Origin of the sequence: Natrinema caseinilyticum, assembly GCF_024227435.1 — an archaeon.
Taxonomy (GTDB): Archaea; Halobacteriota; Halobacteria; order Halobacteriales; family Natrialbaceae; genus Natrinema; species Natrinema caseinilyticum.
This window is the reverse complement of record NZ_CP100445.1, coordinates 806,810-822,755: the sequence shown is the minus strand read 5'-3', so window position 1 is coordinate 822,755 and position 15,946 is coordinate 806,810. Positions and strand designations below refer to the sequence as shown.

Sequence of the window (15,946 nt, the reverse complement as noted above, 5' to 3'; positions counted from 1 at the left end):
AGGCCTGACGTGGGTGTATGGGGCTGTTCGACGCGCTGTTTCGCTCGAGCGAGATCCTCGGCATCGCCGAGGAAACCCTCGAGTTCGCCCTCGAGTCCTCGGAGGCGACACATCCGAACGAGTACATGGGGTTCCTCAGGGGGACCGAGGCCGACCGTCTGGGAGTGGACCGGGACGGGTTGGTCATCACTGACGTTCTCGTGGTGCCCGGCACCGAGTCCAACAGCGTCAGCGCGACCGTCAAGACGAGTCAGATTCCGAACGACGTGAAGGCGTTAGGGAGCATCCACTCCCATCCGAACGGCGTGATTAGCCCGAGCGACGCGGATCTGGACACCTTCGGCCGGGGAAGCGTCCACGTCATCATCGGCGCGCCCTACCGCCGAACGGACTGGCGGGCGTTCGATTCGCACGGAAAGCCGACACAGCTGAACGTAATCGACGTCGACCTACCCGAGACGGAGGACTTCTTCGATTTCACACAGGCAGATATCGACGAGGAACTGCGACGATGAGATTTGGGACTCCCGAGACGATGCTTCCAGTGACTACCGGACGAACGGCGACCGAACCGACGTGCAAACTGCAACCGGCGACCCCGAAAGCGAGGACCGCATGACGCGGACGGTCATCGCCCAGGGGACCTTCGACATCCTCCACCCGGGCCACGTTCACTACCTCGAGGAGGCCGCAGCGATGGGCGACGAACTGTACGTGATCGTCGCGCGCAAAGCCAACGTCGATCACAAGGCGGCCCCGATCTGTCCGGCGACGCAGCGCCGAGACGTGGTCGACGCGCTCGAGGCCGTCGACGAAGCCGTGCTGGGTCACGAAGCGGACATCTTCGTTCCGATCGAGGAGATCGATCCCGACGTGATCGCGCTGGGCCACGACCAGCACCACGACGACGAGGCCATCGAAACCGAACTCGAGCGCCGCGGCATCGATTGCGAGGTTCGACGGGCGAGCGCCCGAGAGTCGACACGTGAAGGGGAACTGCTGTCGACGCGGCTGATCATCGACAGAATCGTAGCGCGGAGAGGCTAACGAGGTCGTCGGCCGTTCGCCCGGTGTACAGCGTCGAGCGGCTCGGAACCCACCGACGGGCCGAAGCGAGCCGTCCGACTGGGTCGCGCACCGATGGCGGCCCGTCAGATTCCGCTCAATTCTGGAGTATCGATGGTGGTGGAAGCCGGAGCGAGTCGACCGTATGTCCCGTTTCGACGAAATGTTCGATCGCTTTCTCGGACACCTCCTTTTTGGTATAGCCATCGGTCGTGCTAACCTGCCACTCGCACTGGAGACAGTATTTACACATAGAGCGGTCTATCTGCTATTCGGTCACACGGGCCGGAAAGATTCGTGCAGGAAATCGAAGGGAACGCTTGTGGATCGGGAACGACGTATCGACAGACCGAACCGTAATCGGTGCGCGTACGCGCGTTTACTCGTCGGTGACGCCGGGGTTGGTCACCGCACCGTTCGCAGCCGACCCGAAGTCGCGGCCGAATTTTGCCAGGACGCCGTTCCGGTAGTTGGGTTCCGGCTGTTCCCAGTCCGCGCGTCGGGCCTCGAGTTCGTCATCGTCGACGTCCACCTCGAGAGTGCGCTCTTGGATGTCGATGGTAACCACATCGCCGTCTTCGATGAGGCCGATGGGACCGCCTGCGAACGCTTCGGGGGCGACGTGGCCGATCGAGAATCCCCTCGTGGCGCCGGAGAACCGACCGTCGGTGATGAGCGCGACGTCTTCGGCGTGACCCTGGCCGGCGACCGCGCTCGTGACGCCTAACATCTCGCGCATCCCGGGGCCGCCCTGCGGGCCCTCGTTTCTGATGACGATGACGTCGCCGCTCTCGACGCGTCCCTCTTGGACGTATTCCATGGCGTTTTCCTCTTCCTCGAAGACGCGGACGGGGCCTTCGTGATGGAGGTCGTCGTCGCCGGTAACCTTGAGGACGGCACCGTCGGGCGCGAGGTTCCCGGTCAGAATGCGGATGGCGCCCTGCTCGTTTTTGGGCTCGTCGACGGTGTAGAGGAAGTCCGCGTCGAGTTCCTCGATCGACGGTGGGTCGAGTCGCTCGAGTTCCGCACCGATCGAGTTACCCGTGACCGTACGCGCGTCGCCGTGGAGTAGATCCGCCTCGTAGAGGGCGTTCAGGACCACCGGGACCCCGCCGACCTCGTGGAGGTCCTGCATGACCCGCGTCCCGCCGGGTTGGAGATCGGCGATCTTCGGGGTCCGTCGGCTGATCTCGTCGAACTCTTCGATCGAGAGGTCGACGCCGGCTTCGGCGGCCATCGCCAGCAGGTGCAAAACGGCGTTGGTCGAGCCGCCGATCGCGACCTGGAGCGCGATGGCGTTTTCGAACGATTCCTTGCTCAGGAAGTCGGAGGGTTTGCGCTGCTCCTGGACGGCTTCGACGGCGAGTTCGCCCGCCTCGCGAGCGACCGCGTAGCGCGATTCGTCCTCCGCGGGCGGACTGGCGCTTCCGAGCGGTGCGAATCCGATCGCTTCCGAAATCGAGGCCATCGTGTTGGCGGTGAACATGCCGCCACAGGATCCGGCACCTGGACAGGCGTTCCGTTCCATCTCGTCGAGTTCCTCGCCCGTCATCTCCCCGTCCGCGACGGCACCGACGCCCTCGAAGATGTTCTGGACGGTGATTTCCCGACCCTCGTGTTCGCCGGGCATGATGGAACCGCCGTAACAGAAGACGCTGGGGAGGTCCGTCCGGATAGAGGCCATCATCATGCCGGGCATGTTCTTGTCACAGCCGCCGATGGTGACCAGTCCGTCCATCCGTTCGCCGAACGAGACCAGTTCGACGGAATCGGCGATGAGTTCTCGAGAAATCAGCGACGCTTTCATTCCCTCCGTTCCCATCGAGATGGCGTCGGAGATGGTGATCGTGCCGAACTCGATCGGCATGCCGCCGGACTCGTCGACCCCCTCGAGCGCGGATTCGGCGACGTCGTCCAGGTGAACGTTACACGGCGTGATGTCGGCCGCCGGGTTCGGCACGCCGATCATCGGTGCCCCGAAGTCCTCGTCGTCGAACCCCATCGCACGGAACATCGCTCTGTGCGGGGCCTTGTCGGGACCTTCGGTCACTTCGCGGCTCCGCAACCGCTCGTCTTTTCCGTAGTCGAACTCGCTGTCGCTGCTCATGGTCCGATGTTACTTCGAAAGGATATAAGTCACCCCTTCTCGGTCAATCGATCGTGTGGGTCGCGCTTCGAAATCGATCCGTCAAAAGTAGGGTTTCGACGGCGAGCGCCCGGGCAGTGCGTACTCGAGGTAGCCGAGGAGATACGTCGCGAAGAGTCGTCCGTAGCCGACGCGTTGCTGGCGGCGGGTCGACGTGGCGACGGGGCAGGTGTGGTCGTCGACGACGGTTCCGTCGCGGTGCAATCGAAGCGAAAGGTCGGTGTCCTCGAGGAACCGCAACGATTCGTCGAACCCGCCGATCCGCTCGAATGCCGTCCGGCGCACGCTACAGTTCGGGCCCGGTTGCTGGACGAAGCCGACCGGCCAGCACGCCCGATACCACCAGTCGGAGAGGACGTGAAAGCACGCCCGGTGTCGAAGCCCGTCCTCGAGCGGTCGCAGCGGCCCGCCGACGCCGCGGACTGACGGGGTGGTGTAATGACGCCGGTGACGCCGAACCCACGTCGCCGGAACGACCGTATCGGCGTCGGTGAACAGCAATATTTCACCGCCGGCTTCGCTGGCTCCCATGTTTCTGGCCGGTCCGGGACCCGTCCGCTGTTCGTCCACACAGACTCTGTCGACGACCGGATTCGCTCGGGCCACTCGCTCCGTGGTCCGGCCGCTCACCACGACGACGACCTCGAGGCGCCCATCGAAGCGCTGGGCTGTAAGCGAATCGAGCGTTCGTCGAGTCGGCGTCCCTCCGCTCGAGCGGGGACGACGACCGAGACGTCCACGTTCGGCATCATCGTCGACTGTCGGTCCGAGCAATATAACCGCTGTGCCCGGATCAGATCGCTCGTATCTCCGGTCCCGTCCATCGACGGCTGCTGTGGTAGTGACCGCTTCTCTCGTCGACGATGGTCGGAGAAACCGCCGCGAGTACTCACGCTTTTCGCGTCAGCGACTATTCGGTTCGGTCTTCCGTCACCAGTCGGTATCGCCGCCATGCGCGACAACATCGAGACGCGTCGTCGAAACGCGTCGGAATTCGTGCACCCGACCGACGACGGAATTTCACAGTTCGCTTCGATGTGACCGCGAGAGGTGATTCCGTCGACCTCGATCGGTTTCTCTGCTGTCACTCGTCTCTCTGCAGTTCACCGAACGTTAATTCGACCGCAATCTGGCGGTAGTACATATCGGCCTGTATCATGATTTCAGCTGCAATAATAATTAGATATATGTGTGCGGAAATAGTTCATCATCACTATATGGTTGATGATAGCAATCAATCAGATCGGAACGAAACACACAGCTCGATCGGCAGACGCGCTCTCGTTCGGGGGGCAACGGTGGCCGGACTCTCCCTTACGGGAGCGGGAGTCGGTTCGGCGGACACGGACGTCTCCTCGGCGGCCGCCGGCTCCGGCGAGTTCGTGTTTTTCCAGTACTTTCACGAGACGTGGCCGACGATCACGGAGAATCTCTCGACTGTCGCAGATCGGGGATACGACGGCATCTGGATCCAGGCGCCACAGGAAAGCGCCCTCTCGTGGGACGATCGAGACGGCCGGAACGATCCGCCGCTTGGCTACCAGCCGATCGACTTCCGCTCGTTCGACAGCGAGTTCGGCACCGAAGCGGACCTGCGCTGTCTCATCGACACCGCTCACGAACACGACCTCGAGGTGTACGTGGACTGCGTGATGAATCACATGGCCGCGAAACGCGGGTACGACTTTCCACAGTTCGACGAGGAACACTTTCACACTCACGTCGGTTCCATCGACGACTGGGACGACGAACACCAGGTCAAACACGGCGACCTCCTCGGGTTGAAAGACCTCGCACAACTGGCGGCCCACGGACACGCGGACACGGCCCCGTACGTCCGCGAACAGTTGCGCAGTTACATGAAGAAGATCGCGGACTTCGGCGCGGACGGCTATCGGTACGATGCGGCCAAACACGTCGAACCCGAGTACTGGGAGCGCTACGCCAACGTGTGGGCGGAGGAGTTCGACATGAACCGGCTGGGGGAAGTGTTGGACGGCAGCGTCGAGTACGTTCAGAATTACATCGAGACCGGGATGAACGCGCTCGACTATCCGCTGTACTGGGTTCTCCAGGACGTCTTCGACTACGGCGATATGCGTCGTCTCGAGGGTGCAGGCGTCACGGCGCAGGATCCCTGGCACTCCTGGCCGTTCGTCCAGAACCACGACGAGAGCGCGCCGCCACAGTATCATCTCGCACACGCCCACGTCCTCACGATCGAAGGGACGCCGATGGTCTACAATCTCTATCCGGACGAACTCCTCGACGACGACGCGATCACGAACATGGTGTGGGTCAAGAAAAATCTCGCCGGTGGGACGACCTACTGGCGGTACGCGGACGCCGATCTCGGAATCTACGAACGGGACTCCAATTTGCTCGTCGGCTTGAACAACGACGCCGACGAGTGGCGCGGCGAGTGGGTGTACACGACGTGGCGAAACGAGACGCTGAAAGACTACAGCGGGACCGGCGCCGACGTCACCGTCAACGGCGACGGCTGGGTCGAAATCTGGGTCCCGCCCGAAGACTGGGTGTTCTACGCGCCGTACTGAGCGCGCGATGTGACCGGGCCCTCTTCCCGTTGCCACCGTCGAAATTCCCTTGATGGCCCACCCCTTACGCGGCGATATGGCGACCGCCACTGTCAGCGCTGGTGCGCGACTCCACGTCGGCTTTCAGAACCTGTCGCTCGCTCGAGAGCGACTCTACGGTGGAATCGGCGTCGGTCTCACAGCGCCGCGGGTCACCGTTACCGCCGAACCGGCCACCACCGTCACCGCCGACGATCCGCTGGTTCGGGAGTACGCGACCCGCGCCGTCGACGTCCTCGACGTCTCCGGCGTTGCGATCGCGCTCGAGGAGTCCCTCCCGCGTCACGTGGGTCTCGGAAGCGGAACGCAACTCGCGCTCGCCGTCCTCGCTGCGACGGCACGCGCACACGGTCGCCGCGCTCGAGTGCGGGACCTCGCACCGGCGATCGGTCGCGGCGGGCGCAGCGGCGTCGGCGTCGCGACGTTCGAACGTGGCGGGTTCGTCGTCGACGCCGGGCACCCGACGAATCGATTCACCACGGAGCCACCCGCGGAGGGCGACTGGACGGTACCACCGGTCGTCGCCCGCCACGATCTGCCGACGGAGTGGCGGTTTCTCGTCGTCGTCCCCGACGTGGAACCCGGCCGGAGCGGCGACGACGAGGATGCGAGCATGCGCGCCGTGGTCGACCGTGCCGATCCCGCCGTGGCCGACGAAATCGCCGGCGTCGTAACCCGCAAACTCTTGCCGGCCGCCGCCGCGGGCCGACTCGAGGCGTTCGGGAACGCGATCGCCGAAATCGGCCGCAAGAACGGCGCCTGGTACGCCGAGGCCCAGGGCGGCGTCTTCCGGCCGCCCGCGGGGAAACTCGTCGAAACGCTCGAGGATTGCCCGGTCCTCTCCGGGATCGGCCAGTCGTCCTGGGGACCGGTCGTGTACGGCGTGACCGACGCGGCTCACGCCGACGAAGCCGAAGCCAGTGCTCGCGATGCGCTCGCCGACCACGGACTCGACGGTCGAGTCGTTCTCACGGAACCGGCCGCGTCCGGGGCGCGCGTGAGTGGCGATGGTGCGCGAGGAGAGAACGTGGCGCGTGAGGGGAAGCCAATCTGACCGGCGGAGTCGTGTCCGTTCGTCGGGGTGCGTGGATAACTACGATGCGTCTTTTCCGGTGGCTCCGGACGGGTCGATCAGCGACGACTCGAGCAACTCGCCGAGAGCGGGCATCGTCGTCTGGACCGTCTCCCAGAGCGGAGTGTGCTCGATCTGTTGGGTCTCCCGAGACCACGAGACAACGCCTGCGTCGTCCAACGCTGGTACGTCGACGTGTTGCAACCGCAGTGCGATCTCGCGCCGTTGATCGCTCGTGACGGTTTCGACCGGTATACCGTGTTCGATCGCGGCGAGTTCGCTCGCCAGTCGGTCGATGGTCACCGGTTTCGGATGGCTCGTCAGATAGCGAAGCAGGGAGCGTCTGGTCGAGTCGGCGAGAATCGCGTACAGCGAATCGAGAAATTCGGGACTCTCGATCTGCTCGAGGCGGGACTGGCGTACCATACGTGATCGGTGGGAGGTGACCGTCAAAGCCTGCGCTCAGGACTGCTCATGGCCTTTATATCGGTAGTAATGGACTCCCTGAGTGTCGTCTTAAGGGTTTCTCGATCCGGGGTGGAGGAAAACGTTCTGGAGCACCTTATCAGCACCGCGGCGAACCCGTTCGGAGAACGCCTGCACCGACACGCCGAGTTCCGCCGCGAGTTCCTCGTATTCGACCTCGCGCGGGACCTTGAAGTAGCCTCGCTCCACGGCGAGCGAGAGGGCTTCGTACTGCGCGTCCGTCAGATCGTACGCGTTTCCCTGCAAGTTGGTCTCCGCCAGCGAGGAGACGCGGTTGAGCCGGTATGAGATCCCGTTTTCGGAACAGTACCTGTTGAACTGCGCCAGTCCCGCGTGATCTTCGAACCGGATTCGAAAGAGCCACTCGTCGTCGCTGTGTGCCTTGAGGATCGTCGCGTTGGTCTGTGCGATGCCGGTGATCAGCTGTTCAGCGGGGTCCTCCCACTCGATCCGGTACAGGGCTCGATCCTCGTACTCGTCGAGGACGGTGATCGATTCGACGTTTGGACTCTCTTCCATGGCTGTTTCGAACGACTGCAGATCCGTTCCGTACCCCCAGATGTACGGCATGACACGCTTCGCGGCGGGGACGACGCGCTCTATCTCGACCGTGAGACCAGGGTACTCGGCGATGATCTGCCCAAGGAGAAACTCGTCGCCCTCGATGGAGATTTCGGCGATGATAGCCATGGGTACTGTACGGGTTCGAGCGTCTTCGGTAAACGGGGCGATCCCTGTCACCGTCATTCGAACGGGAATGACGGGACCCCGTTTCCTGACGAACGCGATTGAACGGACCGACGACAGGTTTCGACGGCATTTCGTCCGTATTTTCGGTCACAGAGGTGCACGGAGTGACGGCGACGTGCGAACTCACCGTTCGGTGTCGACGCCGCTCCGTTCCGCCACAACAGGTATGCCGATTCGTCCGAACGGAAGCGTATGGAGCGGATGCCGCTCGGAATCTCGCGGCTCGATCGAACGATCGGCGGCGGTGCACCCGTCGGCAGCGTCGTCCTCCTCGCGGGTGAATCCGGCGCCGGTGCGCGCGAGTTCTGTTATACGAGTGCGGCGATGAACGGACTCGTCGAGGGCGATCCCGACCTGTTCGACCTCTACTACGGTGACCTAGAGGACGGTGACCGTCCCCGACGCCGTCCACTACGTGTCGTTTACGGACGAACGAAGCGCCGTCGTCAGCGAAATGGAGTTCGTCATGGACGACGAATTCGTCGCTGCGGGGATGACCGACGTCTCGTTCGTCGAACTCGCCGAGGAGTACTTTCAGCTCACGCCGGTTCCGACGCTCGAGGGAGGCGTCGCACGCGCGGCGGAGCCGGCCTCCGACGACGTCTTCGAGGCCGTCGAGAACGACGCCGAACGCTCCGTCTCCGGCCGGGACGATTCTCAGCGAGCCGCCGATGACGGCGGTGACACTCGATGATCGATCGGGGCGGTCGGGACGAAACAGATCGGGACGTGAGCGAAACCGAGAGCGATCCGGATGCGGCCGAAACCGAACTCACGTCCGATTCCGACCGAGACCTGCCGGGCGCCACCGGTACCGATGTGGACTCCGAGGCGGCCGATCGACCCAAGCCGCTCGAGGATCTCGCTGCGACCGTCGCCGAGCGAGCGGACGCCGGTCGCTCGAGGTCGAGTTCGCCCGACTTCGACGATCTGTTCGACCGCCAGGATGTCGCCGAGATAGACGGCGATCGTCTCTGGGAGCACCTCGAAACCGACGACCCGATCGATCCCGGCGAGGAGATGCGACCGGTCGAACGGGACGTCCGCGAAATCGAAAAACGGGCCTACTGCCAGGACTGCGACTACTTCGCCGAGCCCCCCGAGGTCGCGTGCACGCGGGAGGGGACGGAAATCCTCGCCGTTCCGACCGTGCGGACGTTTCGGGTTACGAACTGCCCGTTCGTCCTCGAAGACACGGTGCTCGAGGACTCCTGAGGCGGACACCTCCAGAACCGATCGGAGAGACACGGGGGATTCGCTCGCCGCGACCGCGAGACGCGTGGGGACGGCTCGAGTCGATCGGAGAGGTGGAGACGCGCCCGAACTGCACGCCTGTTCCCGCAGCCGGGAGTGGTGTATTTTTGCGTCTCGAGTACGTAGCCAGTCGGCATGCAGTTTTGCGACGAATGCGGTTCGATGATGAAAGCGCAGGGCGATCGCATGGTCTGTACGAACGACGAATGCGGGGCCTCGAGCGAGCGGGACCGCGAACGGGAAGACGCGTTCGTCACGACGGAATCACAGACCGACGACGACGTCATCGAGTCCGACGAGAACGCGAATTTCGAGGGGAAACCGAAGGCGACCGACGTCGTCTGCGACGAGTGTGGGAATCAAGAGGCGTGGTACACCCTCAAACAGACCGCCTCCGCCGACGAACCGCCGACGCGCTTTTTCAAGTGCACCGAGTGCGGCCACCGCTGGCGGGAGTACAACTGAGCTCGAGCGGACCGCTCGCCAAACCGGATTACACCCAACTGGGAACGATCGGACACCGAAGCGCCACCGTCGACTGCCCGATACGGGTCGTGTCTCTTCTAGACCTCGAGTCCGCGTCGACCGGCCGTTTCCGGAGCCGACGGAGGGAATCGGGACCCGATCGCAAAACAGTAGCGGAGTCTGCCGAGCGTTCTCCACGATCCGGTACCATCGCGCGATTCCGGACGGAAGAAGAGGAACGCCTGGGACGACACGGCGGGCGCAACGTTCACGTCGGTCCGGACGAATCGACCGGTAGACGCATGTCCGATGGGCCGCGGCTCCCGGGCGTCGAGGGCGAAGACGAGGATGACCGAATCGTCTGTCACGTCGACGCCGATTGCTTCTACGCCGCCTGCGAGCGGCTTCGCGAGCCCGACCTTCGCGGCGAACCGGTCGTCGTCGGAATGGGCTACGAGGAAGGCGACTCGATCGGCGCGGTCGCCACCGCCAGCTACGAAGCCCGCGAATTCGGCGTCGAGAGCGCCCAGGCCATCTCGACGGCGCTCGAGCGGCTCCCCCGACGCGCGGACGGCGAAACCGGCGCGGTCGACGACGCGGAGACCGGCTACTACCGGCCCGTCGACATGAACTACTACGAATCGGTCGCGGCCGACGTTCGGGAGATCCTCCACGACTGTGCCGACGTCGTTCGCGAAGTGAGCATCGACGAGGCCTACCTCGACGTGACCGACCGAACCGCCTGGGAGGTCGCGGACGGCTTCGCGCGCCACATCAAAGACCGCATCCGTCGAGAGGTCGGCGTGACGGTCAGCGTCGGCGTCGCGCCATCGATGTCCGCCGCCAAAATCGCCAGCGACTTCGACAAACCCGACGGCCTCACCGTCGTCGAACCCGGCGAGGTACGAGCGTTTCTCGCCCCGCTCGAGGTCGACCTGCTCCACGGCGTCGGACCGGTGACGGCACGCGAACTTCGGGACATGGGCCTCGAGACCGCGGGCGACGTCGCGGCGGCCGACCGGGAACCGTTGGTTGAGCGCTTCGGCGAGCGCGGACGGGAACTCTCCGACCGTGCGCGCGGCGAAGACGACCGACGGGTCGAACCGAAAGGCGATCCCAAGAGTTTCTCCCGGGAATCCGCGTTCGCCGAACCGGTCGACGCGCCGGCCCCGAAATACGAACAGATCGAGACGCTCGCGTCGGCCGTCGCCGACCGCGCACGCCGCGAGGGCGCGCTGTACAGGACGATCGGCGTCAAGGCCGTCACGCCGCCGTACGACGTCAACACGCGCGAACGGTCGCTTCCCGGGCCGATCGACGATCCCGAACTGGTCGATCGTATCGCTCGCGACCTGTTCACGGAGTTCGAGGCCGACCCGGTTCGCAAACTCGGCGTCCGAGTGGCGAACCTCGAGTTCGCCGCCACGGACCAGGTCAGCCTCGAGAGCTGGGAAGGAGACGACGCCGCTGGCGGGACGAAGACGGCCGAAGACTCGGCCGAGGACGATCGGAATGGGTCGCCCGACGATCCGGACCCGGCTTGCGGTGATCGGTCGACCGGCCAGTCGTCGCTCACGGATTTCTCCTGAGAGCGGTTCGAAACGACCGACGGCCGAAATACCCACGTACCTCGAGCGACGACTATATCCAAATCGATTTGAACAGTCACCGAAATCGCCCATTCAACCCACCTATCCCCGAAGCAGATTACATCGTCTCTACGTTCACATGACAGAGGATTTCTACGACCTACTCGAGATTCCGTCCGACGCGTTCTAGGACGAGATCAAAGACGCCTATCGTGACCAGGTCCGCGTCTACCATCCGGATTTGAACGACGACGACCGCGCGCAGGCTCAGTTCACCGCGGTCAAGACGGCCTACGACATCCTCGGCGACCCGGTCGAACGCCAGGCGTACGACCGGCTGGGACACGAAGACTACGTCGCGAAACGGACCAGCGGTCTCCCGTCGCCCGACGGCTGGCGAACCGACGATACCGATTCCGCCGAATCGGGCTCGAGCGGGACCGAACTGCACTATTCGGAAACCGAGGCGACGTCCGCGTCCGCATCGTCGTCGGCAGGTGCTGCGACGGCCGGTTCGTCGACCTCGAGTCGACGGGCCTCCGCGACGAACGCGGGCGGATCGGCGGTGAACGGGGGTGCCGGCGGGGCATCGGCCGGGGCCGGCGCGACCGAAGCGACTGGTTCGACCCGATCGAGTACGAGTCCCGGAGCCGGGACCGCCAGTGGACCCGGCTCGGAGTCGGCCGGTCGGGCGACCGGCTCGGACGGCGGGACGGTTCGCGAGACCGGCCGGTCGAGCGGGACCGGGACGCGCTCGGAAGCTCGATCGAGCGCGGGGACGAACAGTCCGATCGTCCGCTGGTGGCAGCGCCAGAACGTTTCACTGCCGTTGATCTGGCTGTCGGTGGTCGTGTATGCGGCCGGGATCGGCCACTTCGGACTGGAAAACCGAGCCGCGCTCGGAGCGATATGGGACGATATCACCGCGGTGGGTGTCTATCCGTCCGGGATCTGGGCGCTGCTCTCGGAGGGCCGTGGCGGACTCGAGACGCCGACGGCGTACGTACGGGGCCTCGACGTCGTGGCGCCGCCCGTCGAGACGGCGGTCTGGTACGGCTCGATGGTGGGTGTCGTGGCACTCACGCTGCTCGCCGTACTCGCCACTCGAGCCGTCCGCCGCGAGCGGACGTGGGGGCCGGTGACGATCAACGAGACGATCGTCGTCGCGCTCGCTCTGGCAGCGACGACGACGCTCGTCGGTGGCCCGTTGCTCGCGGGGCGTTCCTCATGCCGTTCCTGTTCGGCGTCGTAATCCGGCACACGAGGCGGCTCCCCGGCTGGAAGCCGTCGTACCTGTACGTCGTGCCGGTCCTCGCGCCGTTCGCCGGGTTCGGTGCTGCTGCGGCCGGTACCGCGTCGCTCCCGCTCGATCTCACCGCGTTCGTGATACTCCCGCTGGTCGGCGGGTTGGCGCTCCCCTTGCGGGCGACCATCAGGAAACGCTTCGGGCGATAATTCGTTCGAACGCGACGAACCGATTCCTCGATGGCGGACGGCGGCGAGTTCAGCGTATCTGCACCATCGACGCTACCGATTAGTTGAAATGGCGCAGATGCCAAAGTGTCGCATGGCCAAATACTCGACCGGTTCGTCCGGCGGTGGCGGCGGGACGAACTGCGAACTCTGCGGAACCGAGAGCGATTCGCTCAGACTCGCGTCGGTCGCCGGCGCCGAACTCGAGGTTTGCCCGGACTGTGCACCACACGACGATTCGAAAACGCACGGTCAGGATCGGAACCGGAATCGGAGCGGGCAGGACTCGAGCGGTGGCACCACGGACGAGCCGAGTCGAAAACAGAAGGCGGCCCAGAACGTTGCCAAGGCGAATCCGATCTGGGACGGCGATTCCGAACACTGGGAAAACGAGGGAACAAACTACGACGAGGATCCGCTGCCGTATCTCGTCTCGGAGTACGGCGAGACCCTCGTCGAGGCCCGCCAGGACGCCGGACTCAAGCGCGAGGAACTTGCCGACGATCTCGGCGCTCCCGAAACCGACATCCTCGCGGTCGAACAGGGCCGTGCGACGCAAGCCGGCATCGGCGGCGGCCTGATCGAGGCGCTCGAAGAGCGACTCGACGTGACGCTCTCCGAATAGCGGACGTTTCTTTCACGGCTCGTGACGTTCTCGGCGAGCAGACTTTTAATGGCTCCCGACAGACTCGAACCGATGACCGGGCAACGGGCGGCAGCGGAGCCATACGCCACGCGGTTCGAAACCGAAGTGACGTCGATCGACGGCAGACGGGTCTGGCTCGAGCGCAGTCACTTTTACGGTGCGAGCGGCGGACAGCCGGCCGATCGCGGGACCATCGGCGATATCGACGTCGTCGACGTCGAACTGATCGACGGCGAACCGGTCCACCGCCTCGCCGTCGAGCCATCGTTTCGTCCGGGCCACAGGGTACTGTGTTCGGTCGACTGGTCGTTTCGAATGTACTGTATGGGGCCCACACCACCAGTCACGTTCTCGCCGGGGCGGCCCAGAGACTGCTGGACGGTCCGGCAGTTGCCGGGCTCGAAATCGGGCCGGAGACGGTCTCCGTCGACCTCGAAACGAGCGCGACCCTCGACGACGAAACCCTGATCGAACTGGACGAAACGGTCAATCGGGTTATCTGGGAGTCACGGCGGTCTTGTGGGACGACGTTCCGATCGCGGAGGCACGCGAGCGCGAATCGATCACGTTCGATGCGCGTCTCCACGACGCAGCCGTCCAACGGGGACGCGTCCGTATCGTCACGATCGAGGACGAGAACGACAGGCCGGCCGGAAGCGGCCTCTCGGGGACGGCCGGCTCGGCAGATCCGTGGGACATAACGGCCTGCGGTGGGACGCACGTGCGGAACACTCGCGAGGTCGGTCCCGTCACCGTTCTCGCACGCTCGAGGCCCAGCGAGGGCGTGTGTCGGATCGAATTCGCCGTCGGCCCCCAGGCGATCAACCGTCGGACGGCGGAGAAACGGGCCGCGTTCGCGGCGACGGCGGCGCTCGATTCGGAAATCGACGACGTGCCGGACGAACTCCGGCGCGTCTGACCGTCCGCTTCTTTCGCAGTAGCGTCATCCGGCTCCCGAGAGGCCTTTGCAGGCTTTTGGCGATGTCTCTGCCGATCACTGTCGTCTCTCTCGTAGACGTCGCCGACCGGCGAGGAACGGGACTTGCCTAGGAAAGGTGAAAACTATTACTATGATGAGAGTGAATGAATTGTCATGGGGATCGACTATTCACAACTGCACGATCCGAACGCCGAATACACGATGCGGGATCTCTCCGCGGAGACGATGGGAGTCACCCGCGAGCGCGGCGGCGGACGGGACGTCGAGATCACCGATATTCAGACCACGATGGTCGACGGAAACTTCCCGTGGACGCTCGTCCGGATCTACACGGACGCGGGACTCGTCGGGACCGGCGAAGCCTACTGGGGGGCCGGTGCGCCGGAACTGATCGAACGGATGACACCGTTCCTTCGGGGCGAAAATCCGCTCGACATCGACCGACTGACCGAACACCTCGTCCAGAAGATGTCCGGCGAGGGGTCGATCGGCGGCGTCACGGTCACAGCGATTTCGGGCATCGAAGTCGCGCTCCACGACCTCGCGGGAAAGATCCTCGACGTGCCGGCTTACCAGCTCCTCGGCGGCAAGTACCGGGACGAGGTTCGCGTCTACTGCGACTGCCACACCGAGGAGGAGGCCGACCCGATCGCCTGCGCCGACGAGGCCGAACGCGTCGTCGAGGACCTGGGCTACGACGCTCTGAAGTTCGACCTGGACGTGCCAAGCGGTCACGAGAAGGACCGTGCGAACCGACACCTCCGCGGGCCCGAAATCGAACACAAGGCGTCGATCGTCGAAGCCATCACCGAGCGTGTCGGCTCGAGGGCCGACGTCGCCTTCGACTGTCACTGGACGTTCTCCGGCGGCAGCGCGAAGCGACTCGCGAAGCGACTCGAGGAGTACGACGTCTGGTGGCTCGAGGACCCGGTGCCGCCGGAGAACCACGACGTCCAGCGCGAGGTCACGCAGTCGACGACGACGCCGATCACCGTCGGCGAGAACGTCTACCGAAAGCACGGTCAACGTCGCCTGGTCGAGGAGCAGGCGGTCGACATCATCGCGCCGGACATGCCGAAGGTCGGCGGCATGCGCGAGACGGCCAAGATCGCGGACCTCGCCGACATGTACTACGTGCCGGTCGCGATGCACAACGTCGCCTCGCCCGTGGCGACGATGGGCAGCGTTCACGTCGGGGCGGCGATATCGAACGCCTTGGCCGTCGAGTACCACTCCTACGAACTCGGCTGGTGGGAGGACATAGTCGAGGAAGACGTCATCGAGGGCGGCTATATCGAGGTTCCGGAGGAGCCCGGGCTCGGCGTCACCCTCGATATGGACGCCGTCGAGGAGCACATGGTCGACGGCGAAGAGCTGTTCGACGAGGCGTAAGCCCCCCAGAAAAGCGGTTGATCGCGGCGCTCGACGGCGGAGGGTACGGGTGACGGGAATCGTGGTTACCT

The 15,946-nt window shown here is 64.6% G+C and carries 13 protein-coding genes and 3 pseudogenes; 12 read left to right on the top strand and 4 right to left on the bottom strand.

Going from position 1 to position 15,946, the window contains the following annotated elements; translation table 11 throughout:
- The first annotated feature begins 17 nt into the window (after positions 1-17).
- Positions 18-515 (top strand): Mov34/MPN/PAD-1 family protein, encoded by a 498-nt coding sequence (locus tag NJT13_RS03990; RefSeq protein ID WP_254524204.1) that lies wholly within the window; start codon positions 18-20, stop codon positions 513-515.
- A gap of 100 nt (positions 516-615) precedes the next feature.
- On the top strand, positions 616-1,047 hold the full coding sequence (locus NJT13_RS03985) for an FAD synthase family protein (RefSeq protein ID WP_254525380.1): 432 nt from the start codon (positions 616-618) through the stop codon (positions 1,045-1,047).
- Positions 1,048-1,444: 397 nt separating this feature from the next.
- Here the strand turns inward: NJT13_RS03985 and ilvD are convergent, their stop codons facing one another.
- Complete coding sequence (gene ilvD / locus NJT13_RS03980; protein ID WP_254524203.1) at positions 1,445-3,172, bottom strand: dihydroxy-acid dehydratase; 1,728 nt, start codon at positions 3,170-3,172, stop codon at positions 1,445-1,447.
- Between the two features lie 81 nt (positions 3,173-3,253).
- Positions 3,254-3,844 (bottom strand): glycosyltransferase family 2 protein, encoded by a 591-nt coding sequence (locus NJT13_RS03975; RefSeq protein WP_254525377.1) that lies wholly within the window; start codon positions 3,842-3,844, stop codon positions 3,254-3,256.
- 584 nt (positions 3,845-4,428) lie between these two features.
- Between NJT13_RS03975 and NJT13_RS03970 the strand changes: the two genes are divergently transcribed.
- Both NJT13_RS03970 and NJT13_RS03965 read left to right on the top strand, forming a co-directional pair.
- On the top strand, positions 4,429-5,769 hold the full coding sequence (locus tag NJT13_RS03970) for an alpha-amylase domain-containing protein (protein ID WP_254524202.1): 1,341 nt from the start codon (positions 4,429-4,431) through the stop codon (positions 5,767-5,769).
- A 76-nt stretch (positions 5,770-5,845) separates the two neighbouring features.
- Positions 5,846-6,862, top strand: coding sequence for a beta-ribofuranosylaminobenzene 5'-phosphate synthase family protein (locus NJT13_RS03965; protein WP_254524199.1), 1,017 nt, complete (start codon positions 5,846-5,848; stop codon positions 6,860-6,862).
- Between the two features lie 39 nt (positions 6,863-6,901).
- Here NJT13_RS03965 and NJT13_RS03960 read toward each other — a convergent pair whose 3' ends face one another.
- Positions 6,902-7,306: a DUF7344 domain-containing protein gene (locus NJT13_RS03960; protein ID WP_254524197.1), complete on the bottom strand. Its 405-nt coding sequence runs from the start codon at positions 7,304-7,306 to the stop codon at positions 6,902-6,904.
- A gap of 90 nt (positions 7,307-7,396) precedes the next feature.
- Positions 7,397-8,056, bottom strand: a complete 660-nt coding sequence (locus NJT13_RS03955) for a helix-turn-helix domain-containing protein (protein WP_254524195.1) — start codon at positions 8,054-8,056, stop codon at positions 7,397-7,399.
- A gap of 252 nt (positions 8,057-8,308) precedes the next feature.
- Here NJT13_RS03955 and NJT13_RS03950 point away from each other — a divergent pair.
- From NJT13_RS03950 to NJT13_RS03915, 8 genes and pseudogenes are all read left to right on the top strand, one after another.
- Positions 8,309-8,672, top strand: a pseudogene (locus tag NJT13_RS03950) (RAD55 family ATPase); the annotation flags it as partial.
- Positions 8,673-8,806: 134 nt separating this feature from the next.
- Positions 8,807-9,331 (top strand): DUF8135 domain-containing protein, encoded by a 525-nt coding sequence (locus tag NJT13_RS03945; RefSeq protein WP_254524193.1) that lies wholly within the window; start codon positions 8,807-8,809, stop codon positions 9,329-9,331.
- A gap of 174 nt (positions 9,332-9,505) precedes the next feature.
- On the top strand, positions 9,506-9,835 hold the full coding sequence (locus NJT13_RS03940; protein ID WP_254524192.1) for a transcription factor S: 330 nt from the start codon (positions 9,506-9,508) through the stop codon (positions 9,833-9,835).
- A 302-nt stretch (positions 9,836-10,137) separates the two neighbouring features.
- Entirely contained in the window at positions 10,138-11,424 is a 1,287-nt protein-coding gene (gene dinB / locus NJT13_RS03935; RefSeq protein ID WP_254524191.1) for a DNA polymerase IV, read from the top strand.
- Positions 11,425-11,620: 196 nt separating this feature from the next.
- Positions 11,621-12,879, top strand: a pseudogene (locus NJT13_RS03930) (J domain-containing protein).
- Positions 12,880-12,991: 112 nt separating this feature from the next.
- Positions 12,992-13,522 (top strand): helix-turn-helix domain-containing protein, encoded by a 531-nt coding sequence (locus tag NJT13_RS03925; protein WP_254524187.1) that lies wholly within the window; start codon positions 12,992-12,994, stop codon positions 13,520-13,522.
- Between the two features lie 72 nt (positions 13,523-13,594).
- Positions 13,595-14,462: pseudogene (locus NJT13_RS03920) on the top strand (alanine--tRNA ligase-related protein).
- Between the two features lie 174 nt (positions 14,463-14,636).
- On the top strand, positions 14,637-15,875 hold the full coding sequence (locus NJT13_RS03915; RefSeq protein WP_254524185.1) for a mandelate racemase/muconate lactonizing enzyme family protein: 1,239 nt from the start codon (positions 14,637-14,639) through the stop codon (positions 15,873-15,875).
- Positions 15,876-15,946: the final 71 nt, after the last annotated feature.

What these genes read in the sequence shown, in the direction of transcription:
- NJT13_RS03945 (WP_254524193.1), top strand. Translation starts at nt 8,807, where the DNA reads ATGATCGATCGGGGCGGTCGGGACGAAACAGATCGGGACGTGAGCGAA.
- NJT13_RS03915 (WP_254524185.1), top strand. Translation starts at nt 14,637, where the DNA reads ATGGGGATCGACTATTCACAACTGCACGATCCGAACGCCGAATACACG.
- ilvD (WP_254524203.1), bottom strand. Translation starts at nt 3,172, where the DNA reads ATGAGCAGCGACAGCGAGTTCGACTACGGAAAAGACGAGCGGTTGCGG.
- NJT13_RS03940 (WP_254524192.1), top strand. Translation starts at nt 9,506, where the DNA reads ATGCAGTTTTGCGACGAATGCGGTTCGATGATGAAAGCGCAGGGCGAT.
- dinB (WP_254524191.1), top strand. Translation starts at nt 10,138, where the DNA reads ATGTCCGATGGGCCGCGGCTCCCGGGCGTCGAGGGCGAAGACGAGGAT.
- NJT13_RS03960 (WP_254524197.1), bottom strand. Translation starts at nt 7,306, where the DNA reads ATGGTACGCCAGTCCCGCCTCGAGCAGATCGAGAGTCCCGAATTTCTC.
- NJT13_RS03990 (WP_254524204.1), top strand. Translation starts at nt 18, where the DNA reads ATGGGGCTGTTCGACGCGCTGTTTCGCTCGAGCGAGATCCTCGGCATC.
- NJT13_RS03955 (WP_254524195.1), bottom strand. Translation starts at nt 8,056, where the DNA reads ATGGCTATCATCGCCGAAATCTCCATCGAGGGCGACGAGTTTCTCCTT.
- NJT13_RS03925 (WP_254524187.1), top strand. Translation starts at nt 12,992, where the DNA reads ATGGCCAAATACTCGACCGGTTCGTCCGGCGGTGGCGGCGGGACGAAC.
- NJT13_RS03985 (WP_254525380.1), top strand. Translation starts at nt 616, where the DNA reads ATGACGCGGACGGTCATCGCCCAGGGGACCTTCGACATCCTCCACCCG.
- NJT13_RS03965 (WP_254524199.1), top strand. Translation starts at nt 5,846, where the DNA reads ATGGCGACCGCCACTGTCAGCGCTGGTGCGCGACTCCACGTCGGCTTT.
- NJT13_RS03970 (WP_254524202.1), top strand. Translation starts at nt 4,429, where the DNA reads ATGGTTGATGATAGCAATCAATCAGATCGGAACGAAACACACAGCTCG.